At 72.5% G+C, this 26,310-nt stretch carries 22 protein-coding genes and 5 pseudogenes; 13 read left to right on the top strand and 14 right to left on the bottom strand.

Annotated elements, in window-relative coordinates; genetic code table 11:
• The first annotated feature begins 220 nt into the window (after positions 1-220).
• Positions 221-1,498 (top strand): MFS transporter, encoded by a 1,278-nt coding sequence (locus tag KYY02_RS27200; protein ID WP_371242393.1) that lies wholly within the window; start codon positions 221-223, stop codon positions 1,496-1,498.
• A gap of 432 nt (positions 1,499-1,930) precedes the next feature.
• Here KYY02_RS27200 and KYY02_RS27195 read toward each other — a convergent pair whose 3' ends face one another.
• Together KYY02_RS27195 and KYY02_RS27190 are read right to left on the bottom strand one after the other, a co-directional pair.
• Positions 1,931-5,608, bottom strand: a complete 3,678-nt coding sequence (locus KYY02_RS27195; RefSeq protein ID WP_371242391.1) for an AMP-binding protein — start codon at positions 5,606-5,608, stop codon at positions 1,931-1,933.
• A complete protein-coding gene (locus tag KYY02_RS27190) occupies positions 5,605-6,543 on the bottom strand; it encodes a helix-turn-helix domain-containing protein (RefSeq protein ID WP_371242389.1) in 939 nt (312 codons plus the stop codon). The genes KYY02_RS27195 and KYY02_RS27190 overlap by 4 nt, the downstream gene beginning before the upstream one ends.
• Before the next feature lie 411 nt (positions 6,544-6,954).
• Here KYY02_RS27190 and KYY02_RS27185 point away from each other — a divergent pair.
• From KYY02_RS27185 to KYY02_RS34025, 11 genes and pseudogenes are all read left to right on the top strand, one after another.
• Positions 6,955-7,149 (top strand): annotated as a pseudogene (locus KYY02_RS27185) (transposase); the annotation flags it as partial.
• Between the two features lie 61 nt (positions 7,150-7,210).
• Positions 7,211-7,539: pseudogene (locus tag KYY02_RS27180) on the top strand (ISAzo13 family transposase); the annotation flags it as partial.
• 11 nt (positions 7,540-7,550) lie between these two features.
• A complete protein-coding gene (locus KYY02_RS27175) occupies positions 7,551-7,823 on the top strand; it encodes a hypothetical protein (protein ID WP_371242387.1) in 273 nt (90 codons plus the stop codon).
• Positions 7,823-8,221, top strand: a complete 399-nt coding sequence (locus KYY02_RS27170) for a PIN domain-containing protein (protein ID WP_371242385.1) — start codon at positions 7,823-7,825, stop codon at positions 8,219-8,221. Before KYY02_RS27175 ends, KYY02_RS27170 begins: the two co-directional genes overlap by 1 nt.
• Positions 8,222-8,338: 117 nt before the next feature.
• Positions 8,339-8,881 (top strand): annotated as a pseudogene (locus KYY02_RS27165) (hypothetical protein); the annotation flags it as partial.
• A 115-nt stretch (positions 8,882-8,996) separates the two neighbouring features.
• Entirely contained in the window at positions 8,997-9,839 is an 843-nt protein-coding gene (locus KYY02_RS27160; RefSeq protein ID WP_442538169.1) for a Tn3 family transposase, read from the top strand.
• 89 nt (positions 9,840-9,928) lie between these two features.
• A complete protein-coding gene (locus tag KYY02_RS27155; protein WP_371242400.1) occupies positions 9,929-10,255 on the top strand; it encodes a PadR family transcriptional regulator in 327 nt (108 codons plus the stop codon).
• The gene (locus KYY02_RS27150; protein ID WP_371242383.1) at positions 10,252-11,535 is read left to right on the top strand and encodes a tetratricopeptide repeat protein; all 1,284 of its coding nucleotides are present in this window, start codon (positions 10,252-10,254) and stop codon (positions 11,533-11,535) included. The genes KYY02_RS27155 and KYY02_RS27150 overlap by 4 nt, the downstream gene beginning before the upstream one ends.
• Positions 11,496-12,104 (top strand): annotated as a pseudogene (locus KYY02_RS27145) (sugar phosphate isomerase/epimerase family protein); the annotation flags it as partial. The gene KYY02_RS27150 and the pseudogene KYY02_RS27145, both read left to right, overlap by 40 nt.
• Positions 12,105-12,147: 43 nt before the next feature.
• The gene (locus KYY02_RS34030; RefSeq protein WP_442538168.1) at positions 12,148-12,657 is read left to right on the top strand and encodes a recombinase family protein; all 510 of its coding nucleotides are present in this window, start codon (positions 12,148-12,150) and stop codon (positions 12,655-12,657) included.
• On the top strand, positions 12,654-12,851 hold the full coding sequence (locus tag KYY02_RS34025) for a helix-turn-helix domain-containing protein (RefSeq protein WP_442538170.1): 198 nt from the start codon (positions 12,654-12,656) through the stop codon (positions 12,849-12,851). The genes KYY02_RS34030 and KYY02_RS34025 overlap by 4 nt, the downstream gene beginning before the upstream one ends.
• Positions 12,852-13,042: 191 nt before the next feature.
• Here the strand turns inward: KYY02_RS34025 and KYY02_RS27135 are convergent, their stop codons facing one another.
• The 7 genes from KYY02_RS27135 to KYY02_RS27105 all read right to left on the bottom strand — a co-directional run bounded on the left by KYY02_RS27135 (position 13,043) and on the right by KYY02_RS27105 (position 21,139).
• Positions 13,043-14,002 carry a transaldolase family protein gene (locus tag KYY02_RS27135; RefSeq protein ID WP_371242381.1) on the bottom strand — a complete coding sequence of 320 codons (960 nt, stop codon included), beginning with the start codon at positions 14,000-14,002 and terminating at the stop codon, positions 13,043-13,045.
• Positions 13,999-15,258: an IS701 family transposase gene (locus KYY02_RS27130; protein ID WP_371242379.1), complete on the bottom strand. Its 1,260-nt coding sequence runs from the start codon at positions 15,256-15,258 to the stop codon at positions 13,999-14,001. The genes KYY02_RS27135 and KYY02_RS27130 overlap by 4 nt, the downstream gene beginning before the upstream one ends.
• Positions 15,255-16,355 (bottom strand): 3-dehydroquinate synthase family protein, encoded by a 1,101-nt coding sequence (locus KYY02_RS27125; RefSeq protein WP_371242377.1) that lies wholly within the window; start codon positions 16,353-16,355, stop codon positions 15,255-15,257. Before KYY02_RS27125 ends, KYY02_RS27130 begins: the two co-directional genes overlap by 4 nt.
• 8 nt (positions 16,356-16,363) lie before the next feature.
• A complete protein-coding gene (gene aroC, locus KYY02_RS27120; protein ID WP_371242375.1) occupies positions 16,364-17,551 on the bottom strand; it encodes a chorismate synthase in 1,188 nt (395 codons plus the stop codon).
• A 94-nt stretch (positions 17,552-17,645) separates the two neighbouring features.
• Positions 17,646-18,458 carry a class II aldolase/adducin family protein gene (locus tag KYY02_RS27115; RefSeq protein ID WP_371242373.1) on the bottom strand — a complete coding sequence of 271 codons (813 nt, stop codon included), beginning with the start codon at positions 18,456-18,458 and terminating at the stop codon, positions 17,646-17,648.
• A 45-nt stretch (positions 18,459-18,503) separates the two neighbouring features.
• Complete coding sequence (locus tag KYY02_RS27110) at positions 18,504-20,042, bottom strand: FAD/NAD(P)-binding protein (protein WP_371242371.1); 1,539 nt, start codon at positions 20,040-20,042, stop codon at positions 18,504-18,506.
• An 896-nt stretch (positions 20,043-20,938) separates the two neighbouring features.
• Positions 20,939-21,139, bottom strand: a complete 201-nt coding sequence (locus KYY02_RS27105) for a hypothetical protein (protein WP_371242369.1) — start codon at positions 21,137-21,139, stop codon at positions 20,939-20,941.
• 27 nt (positions 21,140-21,166) lie between these two features.
• Here KYY02_RS27105 and KYY02_RS27100 point away from each other — a divergent pair, with 27 nt between their 5' ends.
• The gene (locus KYY02_RS27100) at positions 21,167-21,550 is read left to right on the top strand and encodes a CysS/YqeB C-terminal domain-containing protein (RefSeq protein ID WP_371242367.1); all 384 of its coding nucleotides are present in this window, start codon (positions 21,167-21,169) and stop codon (positions 21,548-21,550) included.
• A 1,154-nt stretch (positions 21,551-22,704) separates the two neighbouring features.
• On the opposite strand, the gene KYY02_RS27095 is transcribed toward KYY02_RS27100, so the two are convergent.
• The 5 genes and pseudogenes from KYY02_RS27095 to KYY02_RS27075 form a co-directional block, all read right to left on the bottom strand.
• Positions 22,705-23,313 (bottom strand): hypothetical protein, encoded by a 609-nt coding sequence (locus tag KYY02_RS27095; RefSeq protein ID WP_371242365.1) that lies wholly within the window; start codon positions 23,311-23,313, stop codon positions 22,705-22,707.
• 417 nt (positions 23,314-23,730) lie between these two features.
• Positions 23,731-23,865: pseudogene (locus tag KYY02_RS27090) on the bottom strand (IS6 family transposase); the annotation flags it as partial.
• Positions 23,856-24,092, bottom strand: a complete 237-nt coding sequence (locus KYY02_RS27085) for a Tn3 family transposase (protein ID WP_371242363.1) — start codon at positions 24,090-24,092, stop codon at positions 23,856-23,858. The gene KYY02_RS27085 and the pseudogene KYY02_RS27090, both read right to left, overlap by 10 nt.
• 292 nt (positions 24,093-24,384) lie before the next feature.
• Entirely contained in the window at positions 24,385-25,116 is a 732-nt protein-coding gene (locus tag KYY02_RS27080; protein ID WP_371242362.1) for a dienelactone hydrolase family protein, read from the bottom strand.
• Between the two features lie 569 nt (positions 25,117-25,685).
• Positions 25,686-26,021, bottom strand: a complete 336-nt coding sequence (locus KYY02_RS27075) for a beta/gamma crystallin domain-containing protein (protein ID WP_371242360.1) — start codon at positions 26,019-26,021, stop codon at positions 25,686-25,688.
• Between the last annotated feature and the right edge of the window lie 289 nt (positions 26,022-26,310).

Below are 26,310 nucleotides of genomic sequence, written 5' to 3'. Positions count from 1 at the left end.
CGCGCCGGTCCCGGTCCGGCCGTCTGCGCACGGCCTGCACGGCGTACGACGGGCGCCGTCGCGTACGGAGTTGGAGCGGCGCGACAAGGACGCGACCGACGACACGTAACCTCTGCGCATCGAAGTCCCCCTGGTCCGGTCGCGGGGAGGGTCCCCGTGACCGGACCAGGGACGGTCACTTCGTCTGCGTGAGCTCAGTGCCGGGGAAGGGGACGAGGGAATGGGCTGGGGCGGAAGACAGGTCTTACGCGATCGCAATGTGGCGTTCTACCTGAGTGGTGTCGTGGTCTCGGGTTTCGGCAGCTCTGCCATGGCCCTGGCGGCCGGCGTGTGGGCCAAGTCGCTCACCGGGTCGGACAGTCTGGCCGCCCTGACGACGTTCTGCGTGTGGGCGCCCCTTCTGTTCGGTCCGCTGATCGGCACGGTGGCCGACCGCGTGCGTCGGCGGCCGTTGTTGATCTGGGTCAATCTCGGCATGGCCGTGGTGATGGTGCCGCTTCTCGCCGTCGACTCCGGGGACCAGGTCTGGATCCTGTTCGCTGTGCTGACCGTGTATGGCGTCAGCTCCGTGCTGCTGGATTCGGCAGAGGCCGCCCTGGTGGCCGCCGTCGTGCCGGAAACGCTGCGCGGCGACTTCAACGGCCTGCGAATGACGGCGAACGAGGGTATGAAACTGATCGCCCCGCTTCTGGGGGCAGGTCTGTTCGTGCAATTCGGCGGCGCGGCCGTCGCCCTGCTGGACGCGGTCACCTTTGTGCTCGCCGCCGCAGCTTTCACCCTCATACGCGTGTCCGAGCCCGCGCTCCACCCGGCCGGAGCCGACCGGTGGACCGCCGCGGCCGCCGAGGGAATCCGCCATCTGCGGCATCACCCGGCTCTGCGGCGTCTGGTTCTGGCCGGGGCCGCAACCATGGGCGTGGCCGGGCTGAACGGGGCGGTGGTGTATGCCGTGGTCGATGCCGGTCTTCACCGCTCACCGGCCTTCGCCGGGGTGCTCTACGCCGTGCAGGGCACCGGCTCCGTACTCAGCGGGCTGTTCGCCGGTGCTCTGCTGCGGCGGATGTCCGAACCCGTCTTCGCCGCAGCAGGAATGGGGCTGTTCGCGTTGGGCGTCACCCTGCGCGCCGTCCCCTCGACACCTGTTTCCCTGCTCGCCAGCGCAATGATCGGCGCGGGGCTGCCGTGTGTGCTGATCGCGGCCATGACCGCCGTCCAGCGCGAAACCCCGGGCGACCTCCTGGGCAGGGTGGCGGCCACCGCCAACACCCTCCTCTTCGCTCCCAACGCCCTGACCCTGGCCGCGGGGGCGGGCCTGGTCGCCCTTGTGGACCATCGCGTCCTGCTGCTCACAGCCGGGACCGCAGCCGCCATCGCCGCGGCGGGCTGCCTCCTTGGCGGCAACGCCCGGACGCATGCGGCAGCCCCCACACCGGCAGGGTCCACGGATCCCGAGGACAAGGTCGCCGAAGCCACAGAGGCTCCCCACGATCCTCGCTGACTCCACTGACTCTGTGCAGCCGGATCGATGGCGCCGCCGGGCCTGCGAGGGCGCTCCACGCCTGCTGTCGTCCGGCGCGAGCAGACCGGTGAGTTCGGCGACGGCGGCGGGCGGGGGCCTGAGGCAGCGGCGGACGTTCTCCGGCCTCCTGTGCCGCGACCGTGCCATCGGCGTCAGCAAGTCCTCCCCGCCTCGCCGAGGTGGGGCAGGGAGGAGTGGCGGTACTCGTGCAGGCCCCAGCCCGTCCCCGGCCCGCGCACGGCAGCGTGCTCGGCCGGCACAGGCTCCCCGGTTCTTCCAGGGGCGGGACGGTGCGATCCTCGCCCGAAGGACAGCGCCTGCACCTGCCCATGGAACCCGGGCCGGGCCACGGGCGAGGGCCGTGGCCCGGCCCGGGGGACGGGGCCGGTGTGTACCCCACGCGGGGTGTGCTCAGCCGGTGGAGGTCAGGACCCCGGCCGCGGAGCGACCGCCGAGTGCGCGGTCGGCGCCCGGGAGGACGTGGAGCTCCGCGTCGTCGGGGGAGGGCAGGGACAGCCGGATCAGGTCCGGTACGCGCAGGGTGAGGGCCGACGGGTCGGACCGGTCCGTCCGCACCACCACGTGGTGGTCGAGCAGCCGGCCCATCAGGGACTGCACGGCCCAGGTGTCGCCGGCCAGCACCCGCCCCGCCTCGTCCATGCCGAAGGAGTCCGCTCCGGTCGACGCCAGCAGGACCAGCGCCCGGCGCAGCGACGCGGGCAGCCGGGCGACGGCGGCCGACGCCCGGGCCAGTACGTCACAGGCCTCGTCGTGCAGTTCCGCCGCCAGGCGGCCGTCGTGCACCAGACCCAGGGCCAGGTCGGGAAGCGTCCACATGGGGCGGGCCGCGAACTTCTCGCCCACGGCGCGCAGGGTGAGGGGGTAGTTGCCCATCAGTTCCGTCACCTCGCCCACGGCGGCGGGTCCGCCGGTCATGCGCTCGGGCCCGGCGACGCCCGTGAAGAAGGCGGTCGCGTCCGGGGCCGACAACGGACCCAGCGACAGCGTCCGGGCGCCGGGCAGGCCGGGCAGCCGGACCCGGGAGGTCACCAGTACCAGACTCGTGCCGTCGGCCGGCAGCAGTGGCAGCACCTGGTCGGTTCCCGCGGCGTCGTCCAGCAGCACCAGCAGGGACCGTCCGGCGCTGAACGCCCGGAACATCCCGGCGAGTTCGTCGGTGTCGTCGGGCAGCTCCGCCAGGCCCGCACCGCAGTCCCGCAGCAGTCCGCGCAGCACGGAGGCCGCCGTGCGGGGGCGGTCGTCGCCGTGCAGCCGGGCGTGCAGCACCCCGTCGGGGAAGCCGCCGGCCAGCTGGTGCGCCCCGTGCACGGCGAGCGCGGTCTTGCCCACCCCGACCGGGCCCAGCACCACCACGACCCGCGGACCCGCTCCGTGCGCCCCCGGTGGTGTCCCCTCCCCGCCCTCGCCCGCCAGCGCGGTCAGTTCGGCCAGTTCCCGGACACGGCCGGTGAAGTCCGGGGTGTCCAGGGGCAGTCGGCCGTGAACGGGGCGTCGTGTGGGCTCGGGGGCGGGAGCGGGGGCCGCCGTCCGCGCGGGGGGCGGCGTCGTGACGGACACCGCCTCCGGCCCGGGGAGCGCCTCGTTCAGCACGTCCTGCTGGAGCCGCTGGAGCCGCTCGCCCGGTTCGATGCCCAGGTCGTCGACGAGCCGGCGGCGCAGCCGTGCGAACGCCTCCAGGGCGGTGGCGCGCTGCCCCGACCGGTGTGCGGCGAGCATCAGCTGCGCGACGAACTCCTCGTTGAACGGGTGGTCCGTGGTGAGCTGCCGCAGTTCTCCCACCAGAGCGCGGTGGCGGCCGAGCTGCAGGTCGGCGGCGACGCGCAGCTCCAGCGCACTGAGCCGGGAGTCGGCGATCTGCGCGATCTGCGCGCCGAGCAGCATTCCCGTCTCCAGTCCGGCGAACGGCTCGCCGCGCCACAGCGCCAGCGCCTGGCGCAGCAGCGTCGCGGCGGTGCGCGGATCCCCTTCGCTCAGTGCGGTGCGGGCGCGCACGACCCCGTGCTCGAACTCCCACAGGTCCAGTTCCCCCGGCCGGAGGTCGATCCGGTAGCCGCCCGGTCCGGTCCGCACGCGCTCGTCCGGATCCCCGGGGCAGCGCAGCGCCTTGCGCATCTGGTAGACGTACGTCTGTACGGTCTTGCGGGCCAGGCGCGGTGGTTCGGTCTCCCAGAGCTCTTCGATCAGGGCCGCGGTGGACACCAGGCGGTTGGCGTTGAGCAGCAGCATCGCCAGGGCGCGCCGGGCCATCGGCGCGGTGGGTGTGCGGTCCTCTTGCTGCGAGTGGATGTCCAGCGGGCCGAGCACCCCGATCCGCAGCGCACCGCCGTCGGCGGCGGTGCGTGCCGTGTCTGTCATGACGTCCTGTTCCTTTCCTGCCCGCGCTGCGGGCCCCTCGCTCGCGACGGCAGTGGGGTGCCGGTCCATGGATGTGCGGTCGGTCCGGACGCGCTGTGCCTCGTACCACTGCCGCAGCCGGGTTCTGCGGAGCTTGCCGATGCCGGTCCTGGGGACGTCCTGGGCGTCCACCGGCACCACACGGGCCACGGACAGGCCGAGACGGCCGGCGACCCGGGCGCGGACGGCGGCTTCCGCCTCGTCCGGCGCGGTGCCGGGACGCGGGTGGTAGAAGACGGCGAGCTCGTCGCCGGCAGGGCCGGTGACCGGGCAGGCCACGGTGTGGGACGGGGTGACGAAGTCCAGCTCCTCCACCGCGGCCTCGATCTCGTGGCTGTGGCAGCGCACGCCGCCGCACTCGATCAGGTCGTCGGCGCGGCCGGTGACGGTGAGGACGCCGTTCTCGACGAACGCCAGGTCCCCGGTGCGGAACCAGCCGTCCGAGGTGAAGGAGCGGCGGGTGTGCTCGGCGTCGTCGAGGTAGCCGCCGGTGACCGAGGGACCGCTCACCTGGAGGTGCCCCACGGCGCCGACGGGGACCAGCGCGCCGCGGTCGTCGACGCAGCGCACGGCGGTGCCCGGGTGGGGCCGTCCGGCGGGCACGTAGCGGTCGTCCCCGGTGTCCAGGTCGGACAGCCTGCAGTCGACGACGCCCGCCGCGGTCTCGGACATCCCCCAGCCGGGGAACATCGCGTCCCCGGGCAGGCGGAAAGGGGCGAGCAGGTCCATGAAGCGCCGGACCACGGAGGCGTGCACGGCCTCGCCGCCGTTCATGATGTAGCGCAGGCAGCTCAGGTCCCAGGTCCGGCCGGCGAGCCGGTGCGCCTGGTCGTTGACGAGCGAGAAGGCGAAGTTGGGCGCCCAGGTGGTGCAGGCCCGGTGCCGGTCGACCAGGGTGAGCCAGCGCAGCGGGTCGGCGAGGACCCAGTCCCGCCGGGCGTGCACCTGGTGGGCGCCCAGGTAGACGTCCCGCACGTGGAACAGCAGCAGTCCGCCGGCGTGGTCCAGCGGCATCCAGTTGACGGTGCGGGTCGTGTCGCCGAGTCCGTTGGCACGGGCGGTCGCGGCGCTGCGGCTGAGGATGTTGCGGTGGGTGAGCATCACGGCCTTGGGCGCGCCGGTGGAACCCGAGGTGAGCAGCAGGGCCGCGAGGTCGCCGGGGCGGGCCGGGTGCCGGTGGTGGTCGGGGGCGGCGGCGCGCAGGTGGTGCGGGTGGCCGAGCCAGGTCCTGGCCCAGCCGGAGTGCGCCCGGGTGGTCGCGAGGACCTGCTGTTCCCGGCCGGTGACGACGCGGGGGCGGCCGTGGCGCTCCCACACCGCGTCCAGCAGGCCGGGCCCGGCGGCTCGGTCGGCGCCGGTGCCGACGAGCAGCGGGACGAATCCACCCAGCACGCACGCCCAGAACACGGTCAGCAGCTCGGGTTCGTCGGCGATGTGCAGGACGACCCGTTCCCCGGGGCGGACCCCGGCCTCCCGCATCCCGCCGAGCGTCCGGGCAGCCTCCTCGAGGAGACGCGCGTAGCTCCAGTGGGTCTCGCCGCCCTCGGCGCCGACGAAGCACAGGCCCCCGGAGGCGGAGGTGAGCGCGGCCCGCACGAGCGCGTTGCCGAGCGTGGCGCACTCCGGCCGCGGGGCGGGCCCGCCGTCGAGCAGGGAGAGGTCGGCCGCGGTCATGAGACGTTCCGCTCTCTGCGGTACTCGCGGGGGGTGATGCCGTAACGGTCGCGGAAGAGCCGGCTGAAGTGGGACGCCCCGTACAGTCCGGCCCGCTCCCCGATGAGCGCGACGGGCAGGTGGTCCAGGGAGGCGTCGGCGAGTTCGCTGTGGCAGCGGGACAGCCGTTCGTCGCGTATCCAGCGGGCGGGGCTGATCCCGTGCTCCTGGAAGATCTTCTGCAGGTAGCGCAGTGAGATGCTGTGCGCGCGGGCGATCGTCACCGGACTCAGACCGGGATCGGCCAGCCGCTCGCGCACATAGGTCTGGATGTTCAGCATCAGCGTCTGCCGGGCGATCTGCGGGTCCTCGGCGACCTCGCGCATGCGCTCCGCGAAGAGCGCGGCGGTCAGCCCCGCGACGCTGCCGCCGAGCAGGTCGACCGCGGTCGCCACCTCCCTGCCGTGCCGGCCGAGCCCGTCGAGCAGGGAGGACAGCAGGGCGGCTAGCCCTTCGGCGCCGGACCACGGCCGGGCGGTCAGGGGCTCGGCGTCGTGGGCGGTCAGGCCCACCAGACGGTGCGTCACCATGATGTCGACCAGGCGGAAGTTCTCCGGCATGACCACCTTGTAGGGGCGGGTGCTGTCGAAGCAGACGAGGTTGGGAGCGCGTACGATCCCGTGCCGGCCGTCCTGGAACACCCAGACCGTGCCGGTCAGCGGCCGTACCACGCGCAGGCGGCCCGCCGTGCACGCGTCGATCTGCCGGGCCGGCCGGATCAGCTCCCCGGGGCCGTCGCCCCTGACCAGTGCCACCCGCACCCCACCGAACTGGTGGGTCCGTACGGTCCCGTCGATCGGCTCGTCGTGCCCCCTGACGATCTGCACTCCGCTGCGGCCGGCGGGAAGGGGCCCGGCTAAGACGTGCGTCGGCTTCAACTCGTCGATGCGTGGCACCGCATCAGCCTCCATCCGTGCGTGCGGGACGGAACCGGCCACCCTTGTGGGCGCACCGTCACCTCACCCTCAGAGAAACATACCCGCATGCTGGTATCGTAGCAATGCCGGAGGGTTCGATGATTCGCAAGCCGGCGCACGTTCGATCGATCCGTGCCACGGCAGGGGGACGAGAAGCGGACGGCACGGCCCGCACCGGCCCGCACGCGGCGCGTCCGAGGACCGGCGCCGGAGCGGAAGGGGCGGCGAGAACCGCGTCACCGGCCACGACGGACCGGTCAGGGCTTCGCGACCTTGGTCTTCCCGGGCCGAGCGCTGTCACGGTGTGGGGCACCTGAGCATCTGACGTGATGCCAGGGTGTGGCCGGCTCTGAAGCTTCCCCTTGAGCGTGGACACCTGGAGGCTGGGGCATGAGGTTCCAGAGGAAGCAGCACCAGGCGGGAAGCAACTGCACGAAGCGGTACACGGCGGAGTTCAAGCGGAACGCGGCCGCGCTCGTCGACTCCACAGGCCGGACGGTCATCGAAGTTGCCCGGGAACTCGGAGTGAGTCCGGAGTCGCTGCGCAACCGGTACCGCCAGGCGAAGGTGGATCAGGGCGAAGGGCGCCCCGGCGAGCCAACCGGTGCCGATCCGAGCGCCTCGCACCGCCGCCCCGGCATGACCCGCCGAGTTCGGCCGCTTCCCCGTCGGCGACGAACTTCCTGCCTGACTGCGACACCCCGGCCTCACCGGACTGGAGCCCTGAGCCTTCGACGGCCTCATCGCCCGCTACCGCGACTACTGTGCCAAGCATCCCCGGTCCTGCTTCCCGGCAAGCGCCCCGACGGCGGCCCGGACGCCGGCGGCCGACGACTGTCCGCCGCCGACCACCTCGTCGTCTTCCTCCTGAAGGATCGCTGGTTCATGGCACAGGCACCGCTCGCCGAGGTGACCGGCCTGTCCAGGGCAGGGTCGGTATACCGCGTTCCTCTACCATCGGTAGAGGAACGCGGTAGAGTCGGGTCATGGCAGACGAGACGAGCATCAAGGTGAGCGCGGCGGCGCGGGACCGGCTGGCGCAGCTGGCCGCAGAGCACCGCACGACGATTCGGAGCCTGGTGGAGGAGCTGGCGCAGGCCACGCCGACCAGGGCCGAGTACGCCGAGCGTGCCGAGCTGGCCCGTTCGGAGCTCGCCTCCGCTCTGGGGCAGGTGCCCAGCCCGGAGGCCGAGGCGCAGGCCCGTGCGCTGCTGGAGCGCCTGGGCGGGGCACAGCACGGCTCGCAGACGGCCGCGTAGTGGCGGCGATCGCGGTCGTTCTGGACCACACCACCGCCACCGCTCTGTACGACCCGAAGGATCCGTTCAATGAAACGGTCGCCGCGTTCTACGTCCAGGCCTCCGGCGGACTCGGCAGCCTGTACGCGCCGGTGCTGTCCCTGACGGCCGGCGATGCCGAGCGGCCCGGCCTGCTGAGCTACATCAAGGGGCTGCGGTTCATCCGGATCGAGGCGTTCGACACCGACGCCGCAGTCACCGCCACCGAGCTGCTGCGCTTCGGGCATTCCTGGGCCGCCGTCCACGCCATCCACACCGCCCGGCCGTCGGCCGCCCACCCCACCGGACGGTTCCTGCTCACCCTGACGCCGAAGGCGTACGCGGGCACCGGCGTCCAGGCTGTCCACCCCGGCCAGTGACCACCGGCGCCCGGACGCTCCGTCAAGCCCGCCCGCGTCGTCGCGGACCCGGCCCTTCGACGCACGCAAGGTCCGGCCCCCTTCGGCGAGCGAGGTTCCCCCGATGCGCCACATGACGTGCCCAAGGCACGGTTCCGGCCATGGGGGAGCGGTTCGCCGCACGACGAGCGCAGGACCGTACGGGGTGGCGCCGGGGCTACCGGTCCGTGTCCTGGTCGCGGAGCAGTCGGCGGCCGGGGTCGTCGGCCCACTCCTGGGCCAGGTCATCAGCTCGTCGACCAGCCCGGTGTCCGCTCCGTACGCCTCGAACTCGGCGTCGTCGATCCGGGCGACGGCGGTCAGGCGGGTCCGCAGGGAGTCGAGGTCGAAGCGGTCGCGGGCGTGGCGTCGGCCGAACTCCTCCAGGTCGGCGGTGGTCCAGCGGTGGGAGGCGGCGAAGACGTCCAGGGCGTCACGGGCGGGACCGCGCTCGGCCAGGGCACGCACCTCGGTGCCGATCACGTCCTCCTCGGCGCGTACGGGCCCGTACGCGCTGGTGGCGACGGGGCGGGAGAGGACCTCCGTGAGGACGTCGACAGCACCGAGTTGTGGGGCCAGGGCTCGACCGCGGTCGCCTCCGACTCCACGCACGTCCGCGCCTACGGCCAGAACCTGTTCACCGAGTGGCACTCGCGCTACGGCGGCCGCGGGGTGCTCATCTCCTGGCACGTGGAGAAGAAGCCCTGGCCATCCACTCCCAGCTCTGATCAACTGCACCGCCTCCGAGGTCGCCGCGATGGTCGAGGGCGCGATGCGGCACGGCACCACCATGGACGTGGAAGCCAACTACACGGACTCGCACGGCCAGTCGGAAATCGGGTTCGGCGTCACGAGGCTGCTGGACTTCGACCTACTGCCGAGGATCAAGCGGATCAACAAGGTGAAGTTGTACCGGCCGGTGGCCGGCGAACCGGACGCCTACCCGCAGCTGACTCCGGCGCTGACCCGCCCGATCCGCTGGGAACTCATCGCCCAGCAGTACGACCAGATGATCAAGTACGTCACGGCGATCCGTACCCGGACCGCGTCCACCGAGGCGATCCTGCGGCGCTTCACCCGCAACGCCTCCCACCCCACGTACGCGGCGATGCTGGAGGTTGGCCGTGCCCAGAAGACCATCCTTGTGGCCCGCTACCTGCGGCTGCGGGACCTCCAGCGGGAGATCGAGGAGGGCCTGAACGTCATGGAGTCCTCCGACGGCGCCAACTCCGTGATCGCCTACGGCAAGGGGGGAGAGGTCGCCTCGAACCGGCGCGGCGAACAGGAGATGTTCGTGCTATGTCTACGCATCCTCCAGTCCGCCCTGGTCTACGTGAACACCCTGATGCTCCAGGACGTCCTCGGCGAACCCGAGTGGGCTGACCTCCTCACGCCCGCCAACCGGCGCGGTCTGACCCCGCTGTTCTGGTCCCACGTACGGCCGTACGGAGAGGTGAACCTCGACATGGGCGCCCGTTTGAACCTCACCGCAGCCACCGTGCCGGCTCCCCGTGCGCCGGCCTACAGCAGCGACCATCCGCCAGCCGGAAACCGTGCAGGCCGGGGTAGCAGGCCTACGGCGCCAGGCTCCTCCTGGTAGACGGTCTCCAACGAACTGCCGCAGAAGGGGGGTTGCTCTGGCGATCACTTCGACCCCTATGTAAAACTCTTACTATGGCCTCTGTGCGAATGACTGTCGCCGTGGCGAAGGTGTTGCGGGTCTTCCTCGAAGACGCCTCGCAGCCCCGCTACGGCTACGAACTCATGCAAGTGACCGGCTTTCCCAGCGGGAAGCTATACCCGATCGTGGCCCGGCTGCAGGCGGCCGGTTGGCTGATCAAGGAGCAGGAGGACATCGACCCGTCCGTGGTCGGCCGCCCTCCCCGCCGTATGTACCGGCTCAGTCCCGACGGGATTCAAACGGCTCGGCTCGAACTGGCCGCGCTCAGTGAACAACTACGCCCGCCTGCTGAGGGAGTCCAGGGCATCTTGCGTCCAGAGGGAGGGGCGCTGTGAACGCAGCCGCCGTCGTGATCGGTGTCGCCGTTGCCCTCTTGGGGGCGGTCGCGTACCTCGTCGTGTGCGACCTGCTCAGCCAGGAGATCCGTGCTCGTCTCCTCCGGCTGCCGTTCTTGATCCTCTGGCTGGCCGCCCGCAATTTGCCGGCGGAGCTGCGTACCGACATCTACGAAGAGACATGGTTGCCAGACGTTCATTACATCCTGAGCAACGAGCGGACCGGACCGGTCACTCGGCTGATCAAGGCCACCGGTCACGCCCTGTCCTTGTGGCTGAGGCGCGGTGGTGTGCACATGGCCGAAGCACTGACCGCGATCACTCCTCCCTCCTTGGAGGGCTTCGAGGACATCCGCGCGCTGCCCCCGGCTCGCCGCAGGGAGTTCGGGGAGCTGACGGCACGGCTGCACTCACTGCTCCAGCGCCCGGCCAACGCGTTCGACTACGATGCCGCGGCACGGCTCCTCACTGTTGCTGCCTCTGCGTGCGAGGCGTACATCGATGACCGGGATGAGGTAACAGCCCAGGGTCTTGCTGAGGCCGCCCGTCCGTTGGCCGAGAGCCTGGACCCCGGCCATCCGGCCGTCCTCGGCTTACGCCGTGTCTATGCGCATGTGCTGCTCCAGCTCGGCCGATTCCAGCGGGCCGAAGCGCTGCTGCGTGAGCTCAGCGCGGACGAAGTCCGGATTCTCGGCCCTGGCGCCCCCGAGACGTTCCAGACGCGCCGCCTGCTGGGCTGGGCCCTGGTGGGCGAGGGCCGCTTCCAGTCGGCCGAGGCGGAATTCCGCTCCCTCGCGGCGCAAGTGCCGCACAGCGCCGCGTCACTGCGGCTGCACATCCAATGCATGCGCTCCTGGACAATTTTCCGCCAGGGCCATCGGCGTGAGGCAGAGGACGGCTACGACGCGGTCATCGCTTTCCGGTCGCGCGAGCTGGGGCCCGACCATCCCGACACCCTCGACGCCCGGCACTCCCAAGGAAAGATGTACGTGCTGTCCGGGGACGGGCCACGGGCCTGCACGGTCCTCCGGCCGCTGCTGGCCGACCGCAAGCGGGTCCTGGGGACCCGCCATCCGGACACGCTGGAGACCCGCAAGTACCTCGCTATCGCCCGTTCGCTTACGCTTCCTCGCCGCAGCGGCCTCGCGCACCGCACGCCCCTCCGCGAGCTCCGGCACATCGTGCGAGCGCAGACGAGAAAGCACGGACCCGACCACCCCAACACCCGCGACACCCAGCGGTGGCTCGCCATGCTCACCGGGTCGACGGAGGACCAGTGAAACTCGGACTTCTCACCGCATGCCTGCCCTGGCTGTCCCTCGACGAAGTCGCGGCCTGGGCCTCCCACACCGAGGAGTATGAAGCCCTGGAGGTGGCGGCCTGGCCGACCGGCAGCACACACATCCACCACGCCGCACACCTCGATGTCGCCAACTTCTCCGGCGACGACGCCGAACGCGTCCAGAAGCTGATGGATCGGCACGGCCTCACCATCTCCGCAGTGACCTACTGCGACAACAATCTGCACGGCGACAGCAAGGAACGGGACCGCATCCACCAGCACCTGCGGGCCTGCATCGACGTCGCGGCAGCCCTGGGTGTCCCTTACGTCGGCACGTTCATCGGCCGCGACATCACACGATCGGTAGACGACAACATCGAACTGGCCGAGCGCGTCCTTCCGCCGCTGCTGGAGTACGCAGCCAAACGCGGCGTTCGCCTGCTTGCAGAGAACTGCCCGATGGAGGGGTGGCACCCCGACGGGTATCCCGGAAACCTCGCTTGTTCCCCCGAACTGTGGGACTGGATGTTCGACCTCGGTGGCCGCCGCTCCGGCTTCTTCCTCGCCTACGACCCGTCCCGCCTGCCATGGCTGGGCAGCGACCCCATCGATGCCCTGGACCGCGGCATGGTCGCCCCAGGACGACGACACCGCCGATCTCCTCGCACCCGTTCCGGCCGTACTGACCGGCAGCCTCGTGGGATACGCACGCGTGTCCACCAAGGGACAGTTGCTCGACCGGCAGATCCACGCGCTCACCGCAGCAGGGTGCATCCGGATCTTCGCCGACAAGAAGTCCGGCAAGAACGCCGAACGCGAGGAACTGTGGAAGGCCCTCGACTACCTGCGCGAGGGCGACACCCTCGTCGTCCCGTCGCTGGACCGGCTCGGCCGCTCCATCCAGGACCTCATCGCGATCGTGTCCGGCCTGCGCAAGCGCGGCATCGGGTTCACCTCGCTGCACGAGGCGCTCGACACGACGACGCCCGGCGGGCGCCTGGTCTTCCACGTTTCGCGGCGCTGGCGGAGTTCATCCGCGAACTCATCGTGCAGGGCACCAACGAGGGCCTGGACGCCGCCCGCGCCCGCGGCGCCCGGCTCGGCCGCCCGCCGGCGATGACGGAGGAGCAGGTACGTCACGCCCGCGACCTGCTCGCCCGCCCGGAGAACACCGTCACCTCGATTGCGAAGCTCCTCGGGGTCTCCAGGAACACGATCTACAACTACGTGCCCGAGCTGAAGGGCGGTCGCCTCGCACTCGCCGAGGCGACGAGCACGCCGGAACTGTCCCAACCCACCAGGTCCGAGAACTGATCACCGCCGTTTGCGGCTGGTGACAGCATTCCTACCGGCACCCCGGTACAGCCGCAGGTCCGCGCTGCCCGGGCGGAAGCTGATCGCTGCGGCACGGACGACATGCCTTCATCATGTCGGCTGCCGCCGGGGGACGGAGTCGCCGGCTTCGGTGCGGGCTCCGCCGTCCGGGGGCGGTGCGGCCCCCTCCTTCACCCGAGCGGACCAGGGGAGGGCCGGTGGTGGGGTCCTTCCGCCGCTCCGAGCAGGGCGGTCCCGACGAGGTGTGCCGTCCGGCGTTGCCGGCGGGCTGAGCGGGCCAGGTCGGCCGCCTCCACGGCGGCGGTCAGCTCGCGGTAGCAGAGGCCGTACGAGGGCAGCGCGTCGAGAATCCGCCAGGCGCTCGCGTCGTCGCGGCCGTGCGCCCCGGACGGTGTGTCGGACAACAGCCGGTGCGGGCGGGCGCCCTGTCCGGCGAGCGCGCGCCAGCGCCGCGAGCCGTGGACCTCCTCGCGCATCCGGCACGCCAGATGGACGGTGGCGGCCGCCAGACCCGCCGGCCGGGCCGGGGCCGCTCCCGGCTCATCCGGGCGGCGGACGGCCGCCCCGTCCAGATCCGCGGTCGTGAGGGAGACGGCCGAGGGGACGGCGGCCGGGGCGAGGCCGCCGGCCGCGGCGCGCTCCAGCCCGGTCAGCACGGCGTCGACGAGGCGGGCGTACCGTTCCAGGGAGGCGACGGACACGGCGTGCACCCCGATGCCCTCGGACAGGCACGCGGTGATCGCCTCCAGCCCCGGGTCGGTGGCCGGGACGCGGATCATCAGGTTGGGCCGGCCGACGGCTTCGCGCAGGGCGCGCGCACCCGCCTCGGTGGCGCCGGAGGAGTGGGCCAGGGCGGTGGGGACGGCGGCGCAGACGTGGCCGTCGGCGCGGCCGGAGGCCTCGTAGTGGGGTCGCAGCCGGTCGGCGGCCCGGCGCGCACCGTGGGCGACCAGCTCGGCGAGCGCCTCGACGACCGGGCGTCCCCGCCGGGCCAGCGCGCGCAGATGGGCGTCGTACCCGGGGTACGCCACCGCCGTGCCGTCCGTGCCGTGGGCGTGCAGCAGTCCGTCGAGCGGGCCGTCGGCCGCCGTGTCCCGGGCGGCGGACGCGGTGAGCAGCGCTGCGGTCATGGTGCCTCCTTGGGGCGCGGCCGCCGGTCGGTGGGGGACGTCGGTCGGCGGGGGCCGCCGTGGTCCCGGACGAGGAGCAGCAGGGCGGCGGCGTGGGCGGCCGAGGCGAGCGTGATGTGGCGGTGCCAGCCGGCGAAGGTGCGGCCCTCGAAGTCGTACAGGCCGGTACGGCGGCCGGTCCCGGCCGCGTCCAGGGCGACCTGCGCCGATGTGGCGGCCAGCCGGACCAGGGCACCGGTGGGCCAGGCGGTCAGGTCCGTGAGCCAGAAGGCGGTGTGCAGCGGGCTGAGCAGGTCCTTCTGGGCCAGCAGCAGCTGTCGGCGCTGCGGCCCGGGCGGGGTGTCGGCCGCCCGGCACGGCACCCGGGCGACCTCGTGGTGGCCCGTCCAGGGGGCGGGGGCCTGTACGCGACTGAAGCGGCGCGGCGCCAGGCCGCCCGCCAGCTGCCGAGCGGTGATCACCCGGCCGGTGGCGCGGCCGTCGGCGGTGAGGGAGGTCAGCAGCTGTGAGGCGCTGATGCGCAGGACGTAGGGGAGGTTCTCGGCGCCGAGCAGGGCGGCGACCCGGCCGGCCGAGGCCTGCCGGGCGTCCAGGAGGACCGGGCGGTGGGGCGCCCCCGCGGTGCGGGCGGAGTCGAGGACCATCTCGAGACCCGCCTCGAGGGGGTCCAGGGCGACCGTGCCGGCGGGGATGCCGGCCTGCTCGCGCAGGCGGGCGTCGCCCAGCCAGCGGGGGCTGAGCCGCAGGCGCCAGTCGACCGGGTAGCCGCCGCACTCGGAGGCGGCCCACAGCCCGACGGCCCGCTGCGCGGTGCGGGAGCGTCCCGTGTGCGGGTCGGCGACGTGGTCGGCCCCCACTCCGCCGTGTCCGGTGCGGGGCATGGTCGCGGTGCGCACGACCCAGGCGCGGGGCGGTGCGAGAACGCCCATGTGCCGGGCGAGCGCGGCACGCACCGGGGCCCAGTGCCAGGTCGAGTCGCTGATGAAGTGGTGCAGCCGCTGGGCGTCGGCCGGCACCCCGGTGTGCGAGGCGATGTTGCGGATGGTCTTGCGCCCGCTCGCCGCGAGCAGTCCGCACAGGTACAGCTCACCGCTGCGCCGCTGGTCGCGGCGGGCGAGGGGGTGCAGGACCCCGCGGGAGAGGCCGGCGAGCACCTCGGCTTCGGGGTCGGTGCCCGCGGCCGCCCCGTGACCGGCGCGGGGGAGGCCGTCCGGACCGGCGCCGGTGTCCCGCTGGACGGCCGCGGGCCCGTTCACGTCCCGACCCGACCGTAGGCGGCGTCCAGCAGCCCGGCTGCGGGGTCCTCCAGCAGGCCGGGGCGGCCGGGCGCGTCCAGGACGACGAACCTGAGCCGGGTCCCGTGGACCGTGCCGTCGGCGGCGAACGCGGCGCGCAGCCGCTCCCAGGCGTAGCGCGGGTAGGACGTCGGCAGGCCGAGCGACTCCAGCAGGCTTCGGTGCCGCGCCACGTGCTCGGCGTCCAGCCGCCCTGCCTCGCGGGCGAGTTCGGCGGCGAACACCATGCCGACGGACACGGCGCTGCCGTGTCCGACGCGGTAGTTCTCCGCGTGTTCGACGGCGTGGGCGAGCGTGTGGCCGTAGTCGAGGAACTCCCACGGGCCCTCGGCCGGCGGAGCTCCCGCCACCACGGCGGCCTTCGCGCGCATCGCGCCTTCGATCAGCTCCCGGGACCGCTCGTCCGCCGGGTCGGCGGCCGCCCGCGGGTCGTCCTCGATCAGGTCGAGAAGGGTGGGGTCGCCGATCAGCCCCGCCTTGACGACCTCGGCGAGGCCGTCGGTGTAGTCGGCGCGCGGCAACCGGGCCAGCAGGTCCAGGTCGCACACCACACCGGCCGGCCGGTGGCGGACGCCGACCATGTTCTTGCCCTGCGGGATGTTGAGGGCGCCGCGGCCGCCGACCGCGGCGTCGACCATGGCCGCCGGTGTGGTGGGGGCCAGGACCAGGCCGATGCCGCCCTGCCAGGTGGCGGCGAGGACGCCGGCGAGGTCGGCGGTGGCACCGCCGCCGAGGGCGACCACGGCGTCGGAGCCGGTGAAGCCGGACTCGGCGAGCTGCGACCACAGGTAGACGAGGACGCCGGCGTCCTTGGCCCCCTCGCCGGGCGGCACCACCAGCGGCAGCACGTGGCGGCCGTGGCGCTCGAGGTCGCCGGCGATCCGGTGGCAGGCTGCGGCCAGCTTCGGGGGGTGGACGAGCGCCACGCGCCGCACGTCCTCGCCGAGCATGCGTCCGGCCTGCTCGTGCAGGCCGCTGCCGACGACGACGGGGTACGGCGCGGGGCCGGCCGCGAGCAGGGTGGTGGGCGCGGCGGACGACTGGATCGGAAGGGTCACGTTCTGCCTCATTCGACGGCCAGGTGGGTGAGATAGGCGTGGTGGTTGCGGGCGGTCTCCGGCACGCTGTCGCCGCCGAACTTCTCCAGGGCGGCGTCGGCGATCACCAGGGCGGTCACGGCCTGGGCGACCACGGCGGCCGCCGGTACCGCGCACACGTCGGAACGCTGGTGGTGCGCCACGGCGGCCTCGCCGGTGGCCGTGTCGACGGTGGCCAGGGCCCGCGGCACGGTGGCGATCGGCTTCATCGCGGCGCGCACCCGCAGGGGTTCGCCCGTCGAGATGCCGCCCTCGACACCGCCGGAGCGGCCACTGGCGCGGCGTACGCCGCCGCCGGCGGCGGGGACGATCTCGTCGTGCGCCTCGGAGCCCGGGACGGCGGCGAGTGCGAAGCCCGCCCCGAACTCGACGCCCTTGATGGCCTGGATGCCCATGAGGGCGCCCGCCAGGCGCGCGTCCAGCCGGCGGTCCCAGTGCACGTGCGAGCCGAGGCCCGGCGGCAGCCCCCGCACCAGGACCTCGACGACGCCGCCGAGGGTGTCCCCGGCGCGGTGCGCCCGGTCGATCTCGGCGACCATGGCCGCCGACGCCGTGGCGTCGAAGCAGCGCACGGGGTCGGCGTCGAGCCGCTCGGTGTCCTCGGGACCGGGCAGCGCGGGCGACGCGGAGCGCTGGGTGCCGAGTGCCACGACATGACTGACCAGTCCGATCCCGTACGCCTGCCGCAGGAAGGCCTCGGCGATGCTGCCCAGCGCGACCCGGGCGGCGGTCTCGCGGGCGCTGGCCCGCTCCAGGACCGGCCGGGCGTCGTCGAACCCGTACTTCTGCATGCCGGCCAGGTCGGCGTGGCCGGGGCGGGGGCGGGTGAGGGGGGCGTTGCGCGCCTGGCCGGCCAGGTCCTCGGCGGGGACCGGGTCGGCGGCCATCACGGTCTCCCACTTCGGCCACTCGCTGTTGCCGACGCGGACGGCGAGCGGGCTGCCGAGGGTACGGCCGTGCCGTACTCCGCCGACGAAGTCCACCTCGTCGCGTTCGAACTTCATGCGCGCGCCGCGCCCGTGTCCCAGGCGGCGACGGGCGAGGGCGTCGGCGACCTCGTGGGTGGAGGTCCGCACACCGGCCGGCAGTCCCTCGAGCACGGCGGTCAGGGCCGGCCCGTGTGACTCGCCGGCGGTGAGCCATCGCAAAGCAGACAATGCACTTCCTTCGGTGGGGTGCGGAGCGCCGGAGCCGGCGCGGGAGGGCAGGGGCGGACACCGCCGCGGGGGCCTGGTGTTCCCGCCGCGTCGGCTACTCCTCGAGCAGGTCGGGCTGCTCGGCGACGATCTCGTCCCACAGCAGCTGGAAGCTGAACCGGCCCAGCTGCTGGTCCCCGAAGCCCTCGCGGGCGGCCAGGGCCTGTTCGTGGGTGAGGGTCTGCGGGGTGCCCGCGGCCCGGGCGAGCAGCTGCACCTGGGCGCAGCTGTCGTAGGTGAGGAACCAGTGCACGGCCTCGTCCAGGGAGCCGCCCACCGTGATCAGCCCGTGGTGGCGCAGCAGGACGGCCAGGTTGTCGCCGAGACTCTCGGCGATGGCACGGCCCTGGGCCACCGAGACGGAGGGGCCCCGGTAGTCGCCGTAGAGCGCCTGGCGGCCGTAGAACGCGGCGGACTCCTGGTCGACGGGTTCCAGGAGCCTGCCGAGCGCGCCCAGGGCCCGGGAGTGCGGGGTGTGGCCGTGGGCGGCGGCGGTGGCGTCCGGGTGCAGTGCGTGGATCTGCGAGTGGATCACGAAGGCACTGGGGTTGACCGGGTGGCGGCCGCTGACGACGTGTCCGGCGGGGTCGACGCAGATCAGGTCGGCGACGCGCACCCGGTTGAACGAGATGCCGAAGGGGTTGACCCAGAAGCGGTCCCGGTGCTCGGGGTCGCGCACGGAGATGTGGCCGGATATGCCTTCGCCGAACCCGTGCTTGCCGAACAGTCTCAGCGCGGCCGCGAGCCGCTGCTTGCGGTGGCGGCGGGCCTCCTGGTACGTGGCGAAGTACGGCTCGCCGGGGATCGGCAGCCCGGTGGCGGTGTCGGCCAGGTGGGCGGGGCGGGGCTCGGTGGCGGTCGTGCTCATGTGCGGGTGGGTCCTTCCGGTAGGGGGTGACCGGTCCGGCGGCCGTCAGGCGGCGACCGGTTCGGCCTCGCCGCGGGCGGCCTGCACGGTGGCGGAGTGCTCGAGGATCGCGGTGACGATGTCCTGACTGCGGTCGACGAGGGAGGGGATGCCGAAGGTGAAGAACAGGGCTCCGGCGGCGATGTTGCCGAGCCCGTACAGACGCGGGTCGGGACGGCCGTTGCTGGTGAGTCGACTGGTGGCGCGGGCCAGCTGGAGCCCGCCGTGCGGGTGGCGGCTGGCCGCGCGGGCCCGTATCAGTGAGGTGACCAGGGACATCGCGCCTGCGGGGATGCGCCCCTCGGCGGCGTTGACGGCGCTGATCACCCGGTCGGCGCGGAAGGCGGTGCCGTCGGCCGCGAGCACGTCGAAGCCGCTGCCCTCGGAGGGGGTGACGTCGAGCAGGCCGGAGAACATCTCCAGCTGTCCCGCCTCGACCAGTTCGAGCAGGACGGCGGCGCTGCCCGGCGGCATCGGACAGCACAGGCTCATGATGGTGCGGTAGTGGGCGCGCAGGACCTGGATCTTCTCCGCCTCGCGCAGCACCGGCCACACGTCGGGCCCGGTCTCCGGCACGGCGCGCTGCAGGATGCGCAGGCCCGTCCGGGGCGAGTCGACCTCGTCGATCTGCCGTCGCAACCGGTCGACCGGGTCCTCCAGGTCGACGCGGATGATCTCGTGGATGACGGCGTCCAGGTCGGCCCCGGCGTCGCGGAACTCCGCCCGCATCACCGCGGCGACGTCCTCGATGGCCAGCTCGCGCCGGCCCCTGGCCGTGCCGCGCAACCGGTGCGGCGTCAGGTGGCGCAGCTCCACGTGGATGGGCCGCTGCCGCACGCCCGGCAGCACGCCGCGCCGTGACAGCAGGCTGATCGGGCCCTGGTGGCCCCGGGAGGCCAGCGAGAGCACGATGTCGACGGCCGTCAGACCGCTGCCGATGACGGCGACGTGTTCGTCCTCGCCGATGTCCCCGAGCGAGCCGGAGACCGGGTAGGGGTCGCCGACGAAGCCAGGGGTGCCGCCGAGGCCGTAGACGTCCTTGGGGCTGTCCCCGCCGACGGACAGCACGGCGTAGTCGAAGGCGCGGGAGGAGCCCGGGCCGGTGCGCAGCACCACCTGGTCGGGCAGCCGGGCGGCGGAGGTGACGGCCTCGCCGATGATGTCCACGCGCCAGCCCTTGCGCCGCAGTTCGGCGAGGGCCGCGTACGCGGACTCCTCCAGGTAGGCGCCGTAGACCGGGCGGGGCGCGAACCGGGACCCCGACATCCGGTCGACGTCCCGGCGGACACCGGCGACGCGGTCGCGGGTCTCCAGCCAGCGCTCGAAGTGGCCGGGGTCGCCGGCGCGTACGGACATGTCGTCGGGGGGCGCGTTCACGCGCAGCGTCTCGGTGTCCACCTGGTAGGCCCGGCCGCGCCACAGGTGGGGCGAGGGCTCGAACACGGTGATGCCGCCCGGGTCGCCCTCGCTGCGGGCCAGGGCGTCGATCAGACAGACGGTCGCCGCGCCGCCGCCGACGACGCCGATCGAGATTCCAGAGGACATGTGTCAGTCACCTATCGGTATGCGGAGGGCTCGGGGCGGGGAGGCCGGAGACCCGGCGCCGGACGGATGCGGGACGCGGCGGCGGCCCGCCCCTGCCGCGGACGGCCGCCGCCGGGCCTCGCCGGGGGTGGTGCGGACGCGCCGTTCCCACAGGGCTGTCGCCGCGCCGGTCGTCCCGGCGGGGGGCCGCCCTCACGGAGGCAGGGCCCGATGGGGGACGTTCCCGCGGAGGTCATGCCCGCGGGGGATCGGGCGGCACGGAGGTGAGGGGGCCGACGGTCGCCGCGCCGCACCGGTGGCCGACCCGTTCCCCTCGGTGCGGGCCGACGGCGTACACCCCGGTCGCGAAGGGACGCATGACGGCACGCGGGTCGCCCGGGGCGTCGACGGCGCCCGCCGTCCGATCCGCTGCTGGGGCCTGGCCCATGATCGATCCTCTCCGGGTGAGGGACGTGCGGCGCCGGGTTTGCGGACGGAACGCACGGGAGACGAACGTGGATGTCCGACGGCCACGGGAGCGATCCGCTGCCGACGACTCTAGGAACGAACCCGATCCACGATTTGCCGCCCCGCGCACGGACCCTTGCGGAATCACGCGCCCCGGCCGCCCTTCGCGTACGCACCACGGCCGGCCCCGAAGGGGGCCGGCCGGTGGGAGGAGGGGGGCGTGCCGAGGAGAGGGGCGCGGGCGAGGGGCGTCGTCCGGGATCGGGCGGGTGGGTGGGCGGCGCTTCCGGCTCCGGGACCGGTAGGAGCGCGTGCTGAGGTGTCGCGTATTCGCCGCCGACGCAGCCGGGGGATCACCCTGTGTGCCTGCCGCCGCACTGGGCCCTATGGAGTGCCCGTTCTCCGCTCCGGCTCCTGGGGTGCGCCGGGCCGTAGGAAGCGATGGAGGATCAGGCGCAGCGTCGGGAACTGGGCTGCCGGGTGAAGGACGGGTCGGTGGCGGCGCTGGTGTGGAGAGCGGCGATGAGTGCCATGATCCAGGCTGTGGTGTCGTCGGGGTCCAGGGCGGGGTCGATCCGGCCTGCTGCGGCCGCGTTGTGCAGCAGGGTGGTGATGGTGGACCGTCTGTCGGAAGACCGCGTTGTACTCACATGCAAGGGACGTACGCAGGAGTTCTCGTGCGACGCCATTGCCGCGGGGTGTTCCGGGACGGCAGGCAGCTCGTCCTGCTCGGCCACGACGGTGGTGAGCTCACTCGGCAGGAGTGCGACCTGGACGTCGGCCGCGTTGCCGACGCCTTTACCGAGCACGGTCGCGTGTGGGCGGACGCCGATCCGCACAAGGACGGGTTCCGCCGCTGGGTCCCCGACGCTCCCGGCCTCCCGGAGGGTGCGAACGCCATCCTCGAAGCCCGCCAGGAGCCGTTGGAGAAGAGGAGTTCCTCCGACGACGACCTTCAAGGGTTCCGTGGGGAACTGGCCCGTTTCGGCGTCGTCGTGAGGGACGAGAAGCGACGTCAGCACTGGAGGACGTTCCGGAAGTCAGGTCCGGCCCTGGAATGAACGGCGGTGGGACCGGCTGGACGTGTCCCTCGGTGAAGCCGAATCCGGTGTCACCGTGTGGTCGCCGGGGGCGTATCGGCTCCGGGTTCCTCCGGCTTCGGCGACCGGGCGGGTGGCTGTCCTGTCGTGGTGGCCAAGGGCCTTCGCTATGACGGAGGCCGGGGCTTGGAGGACGAGCCGTCGGATTGCGAAGGTCCTGCCGCGCTGCGGCGGGACGCCGGTCCCGCGCAAGCGGGCCTGAAGGCCGACCAGGGTTCGTCGGCCAGCCGGGCCGGCGTCCGGGGAGAGCCACTGTGAGCTCCTGCTGCTGGCGTAGGGCAGGTGCCGGCAGGACTGGAGGCATGCCCGCAGGAGGCCGACGACGGGCTCCGGAAGCGGGGGAGGGCGGGTCTCCCAGCCGGACGGTGCCGATGGTCCCGTCATCGATGACGTCGTTGGCGGTGAGGCGGACGATGCGGGTGACGGGTTGCGTACAGAGGAGAACGGGTGCGGCGGCGGTCCGGGCCCGTGGGGGCAGGCTGTCGCCGTTGAGGACCCGTCGGGGAGCGGCGAGTCGGTGGTGCCGGTGCAGGGTGTCCGGTCCTGGTCGACGCCCGGGGCGGCGGGGCCAGGTGGGGCATCCGGCCCGTCTTCGTGCACCAGCGCAGGTTGCGTCCCGGGAAGTGGTGTACGGGTTCCCGCCTGATCCGGGCGTTCGGGCTGACAGCGGATGATCCGGCTGCGAGGAGCGCGGCACGCGTTGGCCGTCGTCCTCGGCCTGACCGCGCACGCGGTGGCGGACCGACAGCGCCCCCGCGCCATGGCGGCCTGGCGCAACTTCGCGGTCGGTGCCCTGCGACCGGACGGCGCGGAGAGCATCGCCTCCGGCCGTCGCCGCAATACGCGTGACGCCCGCCGACCCTCACGCTCATCGACCTCGCCCGCAGCGCGAAGCGGACGTCACTCGACTACGCCGAAGCCCTGAGGGCTGTCGCAGAATGACTTCAGGTTCTGGTCTTGGCCGGGCGGGCTGTCTCGCGAGGTCATCGAGTGGAACGGCGCCTCGACGTTCGTGAGTTGTTTTCCGGCGGCTTTCCGGGCCGCTCGGGAACCGACCGGGTCCGGCGCGTGCGTTCCCGACGTCCTCTCAGGCGAAGACGAGAGGTGACGCCGCCTCAGATGGTCGGGGTGTCGTCGACAACCGGCCTGTGAATCTCAACGACCGGCTTCCACCCCGCGGAGAACTCGATGAAGTCCGCACGGGTGGGGTAGGTGTCGATCGCGCGACGGTCACGCTTGGGGCTGTCGCTCCCCTTGCGCCCCCGGGGAATCTGCTCCTCGAAGATGTCGACCTTCACGTCGGGAACCTCCTTGAGGCCCTGGCGCCAGATCTGCACGACGTCGGCGCCGAACGCCTGCCGGGCCGCAGCGTAAAGGGCCGTGAGGGCCCCCTTGTCTCCACCGGGGACGAAAAGCGCCAGGTCCAGCACGACACCGGCGGACTGGAGGACCTCGATGGTCACCGGGCCGTTCTCGTCGGCCAAGTAGATTCCGGCTTCGTTCTCGTCGTCGGGAAGGCAGGAGACCTCTTCCTCGAATACGGTCCTCGCCGTGATCGAGCCGCCCTCGAAATTCTCACCGGACTTGGTCAGAAAAGCAGGGACGTAACAGTCGGAAAGTTTGAGTTCTGCCATGTCGGCGGAAACGAAGATCCTGTCATTCACGCCGAGCTTCGTCACCTCTTCCAGCGAGAGGCGGCGAGCGGCGATCTTCTCCGTGTTCACGATTTCCCTTTCAGGTTGCACTGTCCCTCCGAGCGAGGACGCTACCACGAAACCCTGAGGTCAACTGCCCGGTAATCTTTGGGTAAATGGCCCCTGATGGCCCGCGCGGGGGGATATTGAAGCGAGTGCCACTCGGCCGGGAACACGCACCCGCCAGGCAGTATCCCTCGTCATGGCGTTGGGGATCAACTGGCCACTGCATTTCGGTGCGTTGGGTAGCACGGAGGAACCAAGAGAGAGTTTACGGTAGATATCACCCATACCGCCTTCGGGGAGGTGGTGGCGAGGTAAGGCGATCCACTCGTCGTGCATCTCGGAGGGCGCAGCGGAAACCAACCGGATGGTCCGACAGCGCAACCACGGAGACCCCCATCGGCAACGTCCGGACGGAGCGCGAACCGGAAGTCGCGTACTACGACGGAAGTGCGGTGGGACGCCGCCGGACCCGGACAGGAACCGCTGTGCCCCGCTCGCGCCGCGGGGGCCTTTCATCGCGCGTTCACGCTGCCGGGCGGGCTGGTGGCTGTTCTGCGCCCGGTTGTTCAGGCCCTCGTCGGCGCCCTGGACGATGAGTTCATGCCGAACCCGATTTCCGACCGGCCATGCGAGTCCGTGTGGTTCGCCTCCACGTCCATGGTGGTGCCGTGCCGCATGGCGCCCTCGACCATCGCGGCGACTTCGGAGGCGGTGCAGTTGATCGGTTGGGAGTGGACGGCCAGGGCTTCTTCCCCATGTGCCAGTGGATGAGCACCCCGCGGCCTCCGCAGCGCGAGTGCCACTCGGTGAACAGGTTCCGGTCGTAGGCGCGCACGTACGTGGGGTCGGGGGTCGATACTGGTGGGCTCGCGTATTCGACTGTCGCCGGTTCCCCGAGGAACCCAGCCCGCTGGTGACCGGCTGTGATCGCTGGCGGCGTACAACTCCGGGGCTCGTTCGTCGCCTTCACCGACTACGGCCGGGGCCCTTCGAGTCCATCTGCGCAACGGCGTCCGGCACGCACGCTCGCGGGTCGCCGAAAAGCCCAGGCCGGCCGGCTTGGTCTGCGGTCCGGGATCGTGGTCGCCGACCAGATCACTCCGTTACGGGCAGGCACTCGGCGAACAGGTCGACGACGTCCCGCCAAGCTCGCTGCGCGTGCTGAGGGTGGTAACCGACCCCGGGAAGCACTGTGTGGTCGACCGGTCCCGGTGGGTGATGGAAGGCGTGCAAGGCGCCGCCGTAGACCACGAGGCGCCAGTCGACGCCCGCAGCCTGCATCTCGGCGGTGAATGCGTCCCGTTGCGCGGGCGGCATGATCGGGTCCTCCGATCCGACCCCGGCCCACACCGGGCAGTGAATGCGCGCCGTCTCGCCTGGTCGGCCCGTGGTCAGTCCGTTGACTGTCGCGATCGCGCGCAGGTCGACGCCGTCGCGCCCGAGTTCCAGCGCGATTGCGCCCCCGGTGCCGTAGCCGACGGCGGCGATCCGGCCGGGGTCGGTCCGCGGCTCGGCGCGGAGCACGTCGAGCGCCGCGTGGCCGATGCCCCGCATCCGGTCGGGGTCGGCGAGCAGCGGCATGCAACGGGCCAGCATCTCCTCGGGGTCGCCCAAATAGCGCCCGCCGTGGAGGTCGAAGGCCAGGGCCACGTATCCCAGCTCGGCGAGCGCATCGGCCCGGTGGCGCTCGACGTCGCTGAGTCCCACCCCCTCGGGCCCGACCAGGACCGCGGGCCGGCGGTCGACGCCGGCCGGGAGCGCGAGGTGCCCGATCATCGTCAGGCCGTCGGCCGCGTATTCGATCGTGCGCGTTGCAACCGTCGTCATGAGCCTGGACTGTAGTGATCGTCGGGCCCGGTCGGGCCGGTGTTCTGCCGCTGGCAGAAGGCAGGTCTCCGGCGTATTCCGGAACCACCCCGTCAGCGGTTCAGCTCAGAGCCTGTGACAAACCGCCGTCCGCCCGAAGGGCGGGCGCACCGGACGCCGCTGCTCGCGGACGGGGTTTGCTCACAGGCTCTACTGCTTGACTCTGCCGGGGATCTTGGAGTCTCCCGGTGCGGCGGCATGGTCGACGGGCGTGCTCGGGTAGTTCCGCCGCCCGATGCAACTGTCGAGGTGCCCGTTGTCCCTTCACTCGCGTTCCGGGCCGGTCGGGTGTCGATGCCGTGGGCAGGAGTTTCGAGCCGAGGCCGGTCTGCGGGGTGGGGAGGCCGGGGACGAGGCCGGGGACGAGCCAGGGCTCGCCGCGGTTGGTGCGCGTGAGAGCAGCCCGGGTGCGGGGTGCTTCGGCCGGCTGGTGGGGAAGACCGGCGAGCCGGGGCGGTTCAGGTGCGCATTCCCGTGCACCGTGCACCGGGACGGCCCCGGTGCACGGTGATCGGTCCGGACGCGGCGAATCAGTGGATCTGCAGGACGTACAGCGGGACGTTGAGGTTCTCGACGTCGCGGATGGAGGACCACTTGTCCATGGCCCTGATCTCGTTGCCCAGCCACACGTGGATGCTGTTGTTGCCGGACGTGATCCGTTCGACGTCGGGGAGGCCGGGGGTGACGGTGCCCGCGTTGGCGAAGCACTTGGTGCTGGCGCCGCCGTTGTACCAGACCTTCACGAAATCCGTCCTGTCGCCGCAGTCGATCTGGTTGATCGCGGCCGCCGGGGAGGCCGGCAGCAGGAGCGTCATCGTCGCCGCCGCGGCGGCTGCGAGGGAGAGGCGCTGGGTGGAACGCTTCATGAGGAGATTTTCCTTCTGTGAGGTGTGGTGCCGCGGGAGCGGCGGGTTCCCGGCCGGTGTACGCCGCCGTCGTTCACCCGGGGGGCAGCGGATGACGCACGAAGGACACGGCAGGCGATTCGGTCGCTTGCCGGGGCGCAGGGCGTGAAGCGGAGAGGGCTGCGACCGTCGCCGCTCCGGCCGGTCTGACGCGTACGCGTCTCAACAGGGCAACGAGGAGCGGAGGTCTCCGGTTCACCGTGCGGGAAATCCCGGATGCGTCGATCCGCATTCCACACGCTGCCGGGAC

The sequence above is a fragment of the Streptomyces pimonensis genome, assembly GCF_041380215.1.
GTDB lineage: Bacteria > Actinomycetota > Actinomycetes > Streptomycetales > Streptomycetaceae > Streptomyces > Streptomyces pimonensis.
This window is presented reverse-complemented; position numbering and strand designations above follow the sequence as displayed.